The sequence below is a fragment of the Pseudochrobactrum sp. AO18b genome, assembly GCF_000409565.1.
GTDB classification, from domain to species: domain Bacteria; phylum Pseudomonadota; class Alphaproteobacteria; order Rhizobiales; family Rhizobiaceae; genus Pseudochrobactrum; species Pseudochrobactrum saccharolyticum.
On the sequence record NZ_ANNO01000068.1, the window covers coordinates 1 to 9,171 of the forward strand.

Below are 9,171 nucleotides of genomic sequence, written 5' to 3' on the forward strand. Positions count from 1 at the left end.
CGGTTATTTCTCAGTAGGATCATATTAAAAAATAAGACATAAGAATTCAGTCACATAATATGCGGAGGGGAGACTGCATATCGATGAATATCCGGTTTCTTGAGACGGTGATCTGGCTTTCGGAATTGCGCAATTTCCGGATCACTGCGGCGCGCATGAACATGACACCGGCCGCAATTTCCAATCGCATTGGTGCAATCGAGCAAGAACTCGGCTTCCGTTTATTTGAGCGTGATGCCCGCGACGTCAGCCTGACAGCAGAAGGGGAGGTGTTTGTTGAAGGTGCACGGGATATTGTGCTGCGCTATCACAACCTTGTTGAAAGCGTTAGCCCCAAAAACAGTGTCGAAGGACAGCTTAAACTCGGTATTGTTCCGAGTCTTGCGATGACAATTTTGCCTGATGTTTTAGATATTTTACGCCAGCGTTATCCTAAAATCAGAATTTCAATTACCACAGATTCGTCCAAAGTTCTGACGCAGCAGCTTGAGCAGCGTGAGTTGGACATTGTGTTTGCAATACGCCCCGAGACAGCGGCAACATTGCGCAGCGTTAACATCTGCACATTCGGCATGTTTTGGATCAGCCGGACACCTGACGTTCTTATTAGTCCCGAAGATTTGTTCTCACGTGAAGATTTGCTGAACTATCCGATTATTTCCTATGAACGAGGGGCACATAATCATCAGCAAATCATCAATTATTTTTCAGAAGATCGTATCAAAGATGCAACGGTGCATTATTCCAACTCCCTTACTACAACCATCAATATGATCTCTGCGGGTGTTGGCATTTCGGTTCTTCCACCGGTTGTTATTCAAAAAGAACTGCGGCAGGGGGAGCTGAAAGTTCTCAATACAAATACAATGTTTCCGGCCACAAATTATAGTGCGATGTATCTGGAGGCATCGGCAACGCGATTAATTACGCTGGTTGCAACAATTGCCCGCGAAGCAGGTCGCAACTTATGTAATCAGTATAGTGATAATCTTGCTTATCAAGAAATTGTACCATAATTCAAATATATTGATTATTTTTATTTCTAATTATAAATATATATGAAATAATATTATTTTTGTTGGAACCGACATGAATAATACATGTGAATATTTAATGTCAGTTCCAAAAATTATTGATATTACATATTTTTGAAAATAATATTGTTACCTTGATGCAGAAGTTTGCATCTTGAACATTTGCTGGATCGTTTGTCCGCTTCGTATGCCGTCGAGCCAAGCTTTTTCTTTTTCGATGTGCTCTTGTGCGGCCGCGAGTATTTCTTCCGCTCGTTCCAAGGGGACAATCACCACGCCATCATCATTGCCAAGCACAATATCTCCGGGGTGGACAACGGCGCCGGCCATTGAAATAGCACCGTCAATGATGCCGCCAAAGCCATGATGCGGACCACGGGGGACAATCGCTTTACAGAACATGTTGAATTGCAGTTGCCGAACTTCTTCAACATCGCGGATAGCGCCGAAAACGACTGCACCACCAAGTTTCCGGTGGGCTGCTTCTGCCGTCATGATCCCGCCCCATACCGCAGTATCTTCTACGCCACCGGCATCAACCACAATGACTTCACCGGCTTCTGCCACACCGATCAGTTCACAAATACTGCCGCAATCTCCCGCCATAGCAGTAACGGTTCGCGCCTGACCGCAGAGTGTGATGCCCGTTGAGACGGGTTTGATCGCAGCGCTCATTGCCTGCGTCCGGTTCAGGCAGTCGGAAGCGACTGCAGGCGGGATGGTGCGCCATGCATCAAGAGCAGCACTAGACAGTTTTTGAAACGGGGCGTTTACTTTTTGAAATGCCATTGTGGCACACTCCTCGGCACACTGTATGTCAGTGGTTGTATTGTTCCCAACCGGGATTGACGTTGTTGCGGACTTTGTTGCGCAGAAGAAAATCCAGCATAATTTCAGCTGAGAATGTGCGCATGTCGACATAGCCGGCTTCAGAATAAAAAGCCGCATGGGGCGATACAATGAACCGTCCTGCAATCCACGCTTCATCATTGCGCCATGCTTCAAGCAAGGCGGGAGAAGGGGATGGTGGTTCAACCGGCAGAACATCGAGTCCGACAGCGGCTAGGCGTCCGCTCTGCAATGCGCGGTAAAGCGCATCAATATCCACCAGACCACCGCGCGCAATATTAATGAAAACAGCATTGTCGCGGAACTGTGCCAGCAGGGTATCATTGATCATGGAGCGGGTTTCAGCAGATAATGGTACATGCAGACTGACAATGTCAGATGTTGCCACCAGTTCTTCCAACGTTTGCTTGCGCTCAAAGCCGATGCCCAGTTCATGCCCTTCAGGCAGATAGGGATCGTAGTAGGCAATTTTCATGTCAAAGGCCGCAGCACGACGTGCGATTGCAGTGCCGATACGGCCGAGGCCGATAGCTCCGAATGTCAACCCGCGCAGCCGCCGTACAACAGGGGCGCCTTCTGCGACAAATCCTTTGACGGGATCAGCTTTAAGGCGTTTCTCATAGGTGCCGAGGCCGCGTGTCAGATAAAGCAGCATGGCAATGGCATGATCTGCCACTTCTGTTGTGCCGTAATTCGGAACATTCGATACGGCAATGCCAGCTTTACGGCAGGCATCAACGTCCACATTGTCAAAGCCTACACCAACGCGGACAATAAGCTTGCAATTGTCCAGCAGGGCAATTGTTTGCGGGGCAATGCGCATGCGGTGCCAGACCAGAATGCCATCGCATTCCCGCCAATGCTGTTCCGGAATGGCAGAAGGATTAGTCTCGTCATAAATCAGATATTCAAACCGGTCTCCGGAAACGGCACTTTCAATTGCCAAATCGCGCAGATGCGCATCCGGTACCAGAATTTTGTAAGTCTGCATAAATTCCTCCCGAGAATTAATCAAAGAACTTTGGACAGGAAAGATTTGAGACGCGGATCACGCGGCTGATTGAAAAATGCTGACGGTTCGCCACGCTCGACCATGATACCGCCATCAGTAAAAAACACCTGATCGGCCACTTCCTGCGCAAAACGCATTTCGTGGGTAACAAGCACACAGGTCATTCCTTCAGCTGCCAGATCGCGGATGACATTGAGGACTTCCTGCACCATTTCCGGATCAAGGGCGGCCGTTACTTCATCGAACAGGATGATTTCCGGCTGCATTGCCAATGCCCGCGCAATGGCTACACGCTGCTGCTGACCACCGGACAACTCTCCCGGATACGCATTTTCTTTGCCTGACAGCTGAACTTTGGCGAGAAGTCTGACCGCGCGCTCCCGCACGTCCTGGGCATCGTGTCTCAGCACTTGTATGGGTGCCATCATAATATTCTGCAGAACGGTCTTATGCGGAAACAGGTTATATTGCTGAAACACCATTGAAACCTGATGACGCAACGGAACCAGCTCTTTTTCAGAACACAATTTTTCAACCTGAAAATTGCCAACACGGATGCTGCCGTGGTTGATCGGGACAAGACCGTTCAGGCAACGCAAAAGTGTGGATTTTCCTGAACCGGAAGGGCCGATGATGCAAGCAACATCACCTTTCTGAATTTCCATTGAAATGCCTTTCAGCACCGCAACAGAACCATAGTTCTTATAGATGTCAGCGACTTTGATGATTGGTGTGGAGGATGTGGTCATGTCATTTGCCTTTAATCAGGCGGCGCTCAAGAGCACGCGTCCAGGTCGCCAACGGATAGGCGAAGAGAAAAAATAGCAGGAGAATGTAGAGGTAAATTGCCGTCGCATATTCATCGCCGTCACTGGCAATGACTGTTTTGCCAATGGAGAGAACATCTGATGTGCCGGTAACAACCACAAGGCTCGTGCCGATAAACAGCATTGCATAGGTCGTCATCAGGTTGGGCAGCATCATTGGCAGTGCCTGAGGCAGAATAATGGAGCGCAAAATCTGACCGCGGCGATAACCAAGGGCACGGGCAGATTCCCACTGGCCATCCGGTATTGCGCGAATTCCGTTCCGGAACCCCTCAGCAACATAGGCGGTAACGGGCAGGGACAGACCGATTACAGCTTTGAGGAACGGTGACACAAAGATGCTGATGCCGAAAAACGTCATACGAAATGGCAGCAGATAAAGCATCGCATAGAGCACGACCAGCCACGGTGAGGAGCGCAGCAGATTCATGATCAATATGGCAGCGGTTCTGACCGCCCGATTAGGCGATACCATCGCGCCGCCAAGGAAAAACCCTGCCACGAGTGCGATCATCATCGAAAAAATGCTGATAATCACATTTGCGGAGAAGCCGCCGCCAAAACCGGTGAAACCAGCACTACCGGTGAGTAGCTGTGATGAGCGGTCGATAAGAACGCCGATAGCAGCACCGCTTGCCTGTCCGTAACTTATAAACAGAATGGCCAGCAGCGTGATGATAACCCCGAAAAAACCAAGAATAGCGGAGATTGCGTCTCTGTTCATTGTACTTCTCCTGCACCAAACCCCGGAATTGCAAAGGCTTTTGCGATTTGTTTGGCGAGCAGAACGACCGCAGTGGTTATGGTCAGATAGATCAGCCACAGCACGATCATCACTTCGAGGTTGAGAAAGGTTTCCAATGCAATCTGAGTGGAAAAAAACATAATATCAGTTACAGCAACGAGCGCTGCCTGCGCAGATGTCTTGATCAGGCTCACAACATTGCTGGTCATATTGGGAATGGTCATGCGCAGTGCAATCGGCAGTTCAATCCAGCGAAAAATCTGCAATCGGCTATAGCCCATGCTCCGGCCGCCCTCGACTGTCTGGCGTGGTACGGAATTGATGCCTGAGCGTATAATCTCAATAGCAATTGACCCATTATACAAGGCCAGTGAAATGACCACACAGGCAAAACCGGATAAGAGAGGCACCCGTTCTCCTGTCGTTGCATCTGTATAGGTCATGCCTAAATCAGACAGCATGAAATACAGAAAAAACAACTGCACCAGAGGCGGCGTGTTTCTGAACAAGTCGATCATGATAATGGTCAGAGATCGGGCAACCGGGACATTAAAATGAATGATCGCTGCTCCGGCAATGCCGATAATCAGCATTAATATAGTGCCCAGAGCAGTGATTGCGAGCGTGGTTTTCAAGCCCTCAAACAACCAGCTCTGATAGAGCGGATCAGCCAGCCATTCAAAATCGAGACCGAATATCATGAATTATTTCCGATGAATTTACCGGTTATCAGTTTGGCTACACAGATATGTTCGCGAGTGATAACCGGTTTTGTTCTCAGTGCAGATCAATGACCGGCAGCTTTGGCGTCTGCCGCGCGTTTGGTCACGTATTCGCTGGAACCCATATCGTAGGTTTCTTCTGCTTTAACGAGCAGGCCTGCTGCTTCTGCGGAGAGAATGGCTTTGTTAACCTCTTCCAGAAAGCGCGGTTCGTTTTTACGTACGCCGCCCGCAATCGGAATGTAATCAAATGTATCCAGCGCGATTTTGTACTTTGCGCCCCATTCAGGATCTGACAATTTTTGCTGGAGGATAGGACCATCAAAGGCAACGGCGCTGCAGCGGCCGTTCTGAAATGCCTTGAACATGTCCGCGGTACCGGTGAGTAGAACAGTTTGTGCGCCGTAAGTTCCGGTCAGGGTACGATTGTAAAGATTGCCTTGCATGCCGCAGAGTTTCTGCCCGCGCACATCTTCCCATTTGGCGATTGTGCTTTCTTTGGGGGTAAGCAGTACAATGCCCGCCATATTGTAATATTCTTCGGTAAAATCGATAACTTTTGCGCGCTCTTTATTAACGCCGAGCGTTGCCAAAATCAGGTCAATACGACCGGCATTTAAAAGCTCGATACGGTTGGAAGCCACCACCGGCACAAGTTCAATTTCTGTTTCAGAACCGACAATCTTTCCGGCGACATATTTCGCCAGGTCGATTTCAAAACCTTTCAACTCATCCTCTTTGGTTAAAAATCCGAAAGGTACATAATCGTTCTTAATGCCGACGATTAACTTCCCTCTGGCTTTTACGTCATCGAGCTGATCCGCTTGAGCTGCCATGCACAATGCCAGTCCAGAAAGAACGGTTGTCAATGAAAGTTTGGCAAGTAAGTTAGCACGCATGAAAATCCCCTTTTGGTATGTGCATTTTCATTATTGGCACCACAAAATCGGATGACCACGAAATGCTTTCTTCAAAGCCTATCGACAATATCATATAATTAATAATACTATTTTCTAAGATAATTATAAGGAAATCTAATAAGGAGGGGCGGTGTATATCAGGCAGCTTGAGGCGTTTAAAGCGGTTATGTCGATGGGGAGTGTCAGCAGGGCCGCAGAATTACTTTGTATTTCTCAGCCGGCAGTCAGTCAGCTGATCAATCAGCTGGAGTTTTATTGCAGTTTTTCCCTTTTTGAACGCAAAGGAAAGCGTTTGCACCCGACCAGAGAGGCGGAAGCGCTGTTGGTAGAGGTTGAGGCAATGTTTGCTGGTGTGAACCGTGTTTCGCGCGTTGCTACTGCTCTGAGAGAACAGAAATGGGGAGCGCTTACATTTGGTGCCTTTCCGGCAATCGCTCGCCGTGTCCTGCCTGAAATTGTTGCAGATTATGCTGCTGAAAGACCCAATATAGTTTTTCATTTGCAGAGCATGCGCTCACGCAGTTTGATTGATGCTGTTGCAAGCCATCAGCTGGATTTCGGGATCAGTTTTATTCCGGGGGACAGGGATGAAATTGAAAGCATACCGCTGCAGACATTAAAAGCAGTATGCATTCTGCCGGTCGGGCACCCATTATCAGAAAAACAAAGCATCAAAGCACAGGATCTTGCCGGTCAGCCTTTTGTATCTTTGGGACCACAGGATCAGTCACGTATGCTGATTGATAAAATTTTTGATGATTTACAGATACCGCGCAAAATGCAGATTGAGACAGGTCAATCAGAAACCGCCTGTTCATTTGTGGCGTTAGGGGCGGGCGTATCTGTGGTTGACCCGATAAGTGCAGCCGGTTATCGGGATGGAGAGCTGGTTGTCAAAAAATTTGAACCTGAGATTAAGTTTAATATCTGGTTGATACGTCCGCGTATGCAGGTTCAATCCAGTGTGCTTGATAATTTTATCCAGTTTATGAGTGACAGCTTGTCTGCTTCAACTCTATGAAAAAGTGCATCTTACAGCTGCTATGGAAAGGTGCAGTAAATGCCCCTAATCTGTAACTTGTTGGAAAAATGAGTGCAATTGTAGTTTGGCTTGAGGCATGAAATACAAAAGTAAAATCAATGAATTCGGATGGTGGGCGTAACAGGGATTGAACCTGTGACCCCTACAATGTCAATGTAGTGCTCTCCCGCTGAGCTATACGCCCATCCGATGACGCGCATACACCATATTGGCTCGCGCGCGTCAATGCCCTTTTGAAGAATAAAGAGAAAAAACTTTGTTTTACCTGTTGTTTTTCAACAGGCTTATCCCAATACCTGAAATCAGGCTGCCAGCAACATTTTCTCGATCTCATTCACGAGATCACGCAGGTGAAACGGCTTGGACAATACCTTGGCTTCACGCGGTGCGTTTGAATCAGGATTGAGGGCAACGGCAGCAAAACCGGTGATGAACATGACTTTGAGGTCAGGATCAATCTCGGTCGCACGGCGTGCCAGTTCAATTCCGTCCATTTCAGGCATAACAATATCCGTCAGCAGCAAAGAGAAAGGCTCTTCGCGCAGACGCTCATAGGCGCTGGCTCCATTGTCGAAATGGGTGACATGATAACCGGCTTTTTCCAGTGCTTTCACCAGAAAACGGCGCATATCATTATCATCTTCAGCAAGCAGAATTCTTTTCATTGGTCCGTCCGAATGTCTGTACGCTTTTTATCTGCGTGTCCCCAGCATGATATTGCGGTGACAAAATGGCAAGAAAAGCGATTCAATCTGATCCTATAAGACGCTGCTTTGGTAAATATCGGATGAATCATTCCCACTAATCTGCCCCGTTTCTGCGACCGGCAGGGCAAAAGTGTTTTATTGCTTATGCATTTTGGCAGGCAAGAACGACGTTAAAAATACCATATAGGGCAGTTCAAGAAAATGTCATGTGTCATGGTATGAAATTGTTCTTAAATAATAAACTGAATGCCTGCTGCCGGTATTTTCTGGCAAAATATGACAATTCCGGCTTTGCTTTTCCGGATTATCAGTTAGGCTTGAGAAATGAACCGGCTATCCGGCCAAATAATCCGGGCATATGCCCTTGCAGTATATGAAAGTGAAGAATGAGCCTGCAACGGGACTTTCAGACAATCACTCCTTTTGAAGTCTGTGCTCCGGCGCAACAGCGCATCCCGTTCGTTTTTAATTCGCCGCATAGCGGCAAGTATTATCCGCCGGCATTTTTGCAGCAATCCCGTCTCAGCCCCCATGATATCCGTCAGTCGGAAGACTGTTATGTGGATGAATTATTCGCCATGGCCGTGCCGCTGGGCGCGCCTTTGTTGCGTGCACATTTCCCGCGCGCCTATCTGGATGTGAATCGTGAGCCCTTTGAGCTCGACCCGAAAATGTTTAACGAGCCTGTGCCGTCTTATGCGAATATCAGGTCAACACGGGTTGCAGGCGGTTTAGGCACAATCGCTAAAATCGTTGGTGAAGGTCAGGATATTTATAAATCCAGACTGCCATTATGTGAGGCGCTCGACCGGATCGAAACCATCTACAAGCCATATCATCATGTGCTCGGACAGTTGTTGAGCGATACGCGGGCGCAGTTTGGCTATGCTGTTCTGGTGGATTGCCATTCTATGCCGAGCGGAATGGATCTGGCTGATAATGCCGGTCAGAACGGGATTACAGGGCGGCCGGATTTCATTATCGGTGACCGTTTCGGACGGTCCTGTTCTGATGCCTTGTCATGGGCGGCAATCGAGCTGCTGCAAAATATGGGCTATAATGTTGCGCATAATAAGCCTTATGCCGGTGGTTATATTACCGAGCATTACGGACGCCCGCATCGTGATTTCCATGCTTTGCAGATTGAAGTGAACCGCGCACTCTATGTCGACGAAAACAGCCTTGAGTGCCTGCCGTCATTTGCGGGGCTTTGCCGTGATCTGACGCAATTCATGGCAGATCTGACGGCCTTGCCGGATTATGTATTTTTGCAGAAACCGCAGGCCGCAGAATGAAACGCGCATAAAAAAAGA

The 9,171-nt window shown here is 48.2% G+C and carries 10 protein-coding genes and 1 tRNA gene; 3 read left to right on the forward strand and 8 right to left on the reverse strand.

What is annotated here, in order from left to right; translation table 11 throughout:
• Positions 1–83: 83 nt before the first annotated feature.
• Positions 84–1,016 (forward strand): LysR family transcriptional regulator, encoded by a 933-nt coding sequence (locus A918_RS0103335; RefSeq protein WP_022709682.1) that lies wholly within the window; start codon positions 84–86, stop codon positions 1,014–1,016.
• A gap of 147 nt (positions 1,017–1,163) precedes the next feature.
• Here the strand turns inward: A918_RS0103335 and A918_RS19295 are convergent, their stop codons facing one another.
• The 6 genes from A918_RS19295 to A918_RS0103365 form a co-directional block, all read right to left on the reverse strand.
• Positions 1,164–1,823, reverse strand: coding sequence for an RraA family protein (locus tag A918_RS19295; protein WP_022709683.1), 660 nt, complete (start codon positions 1,821–1,823; stop codon positions 1,164–1,166).
• Between the two features lie 28 nt (positions 1,824–1,851).
• Positions 1,852–2,874, reverse strand: a complete 1,023-nt coding sequence (locus A918_RS0103345) for a C-terminal binding protein (RefSeq protein WP_022709684.1) — start codon at positions 2,872–2,874, stop codon at positions 1,852–1,854.
• A gap of 20 nt (positions 2,875–2,894) precedes the next feature.
• Positions 2,895–3,644, reverse strand: coding sequence for an amino acid ABC transporter ATP-binding protein (locus A918_RS0103350; RefSeq protein WP_022709685.1), 750 nt, complete (start codon positions 3,642–3,644; stop codon positions 2,895–2,897).
• A 1-nt stretch (position 3,645) separates the two neighbouring features.
• Positions 3,646–4,446: an ABC transporter permease subunit gene (locus tag A918_RS0103355; RefSeq protein ID WP_022709686.1), complete on the reverse strand. Its 801-nt coding sequence runs from the start codon at positions 4,444–4,446 to the stop codon at positions 3,646–3,648.
• A complete protein-coding gene (locus tag A918_RS0103360; protein ID WP_022709687.1) occupies positions 4,443–5,168 on the reverse strand; it encodes an amino acid ABC transporter permease in 726 nt (241 codons plus the stop codon). The genes A918_RS0103355 and A918_RS0103360 overlap by 4 nt, the downstream gene beginning before the upstream one ends.
• Before the next feature lie 86 nt (positions 5,169–5,254).
• Positions 5,255–6,088: a transporter substrate-binding domain-containing protein gene (locus A918_RS0103365; RefSeq protein WP_022709688.1), complete on the reverse strand. Its 834-nt coding sequence runs from the start codon at positions 6,086–6,088 to the stop codon at positions 5,255–5,257.
• A gap of 151 nt (positions 6,089–6,239) precedes the next feature.
• Here A918_RS0103365 and A918_RS19300 point away from each other — a divergent pair, with 151 nt between their 5' ends.
• Positions 6,240–7,130 (forward strand): LysR substrate-binding domain-containing protein, encoded by an 891-nt coding sequence (locus tag A918_RS19300; RefSeq protein WP_022709689.1) that lies wholly within the window; start codon positions 6,240–6,242, stop codon positions 7,128–7,130.
• Between the two features lie 130 nt (positions 7,131–7,260).
• On the opposite strand, the gene A918_RS0103375 is transcribed toward A918_RS19300, so the two are convergent.
• A tRNA-Val gene (locus A918_RS0103375) sits at positions 7,261–7,335 on the reverse strand.
• A 118-nt stretch (positions 7,336–7,453) separates the two neighbouring features.
• Positions 7,454–7,816: a cell cycle two-component system response regulator CpdR gene (cpdR, locus tag A918_RS0103380; protein WP_022709690.1), complete on the reverse strand. Its 363-nt coding sequence runs from the start codon at positions 7,814–7,816 to the stop codon at positions 7,454–7,456.
• Between the two features lie 428 nt (positions 7,817–8,244).
• Here cpdR and A918_RS0103385 point away from each other — a divergent pair, with 428 nt between their 5' ends.
• Positions 8,245–9,153 carry an N-formylglutamate amidohydrolase gene (locus tag A918_RS0103385; protein WP_022709691.1) on the forward strand — a complete coding sequence of 303 codons (909 nt, stop codon included), beginning with the start codon at positions 8,245–8,247 and terminating at the stop codon, positions 9,151–9,153.
• Positions 9,154–9,171: the final 18 nt, after the last annotated feature.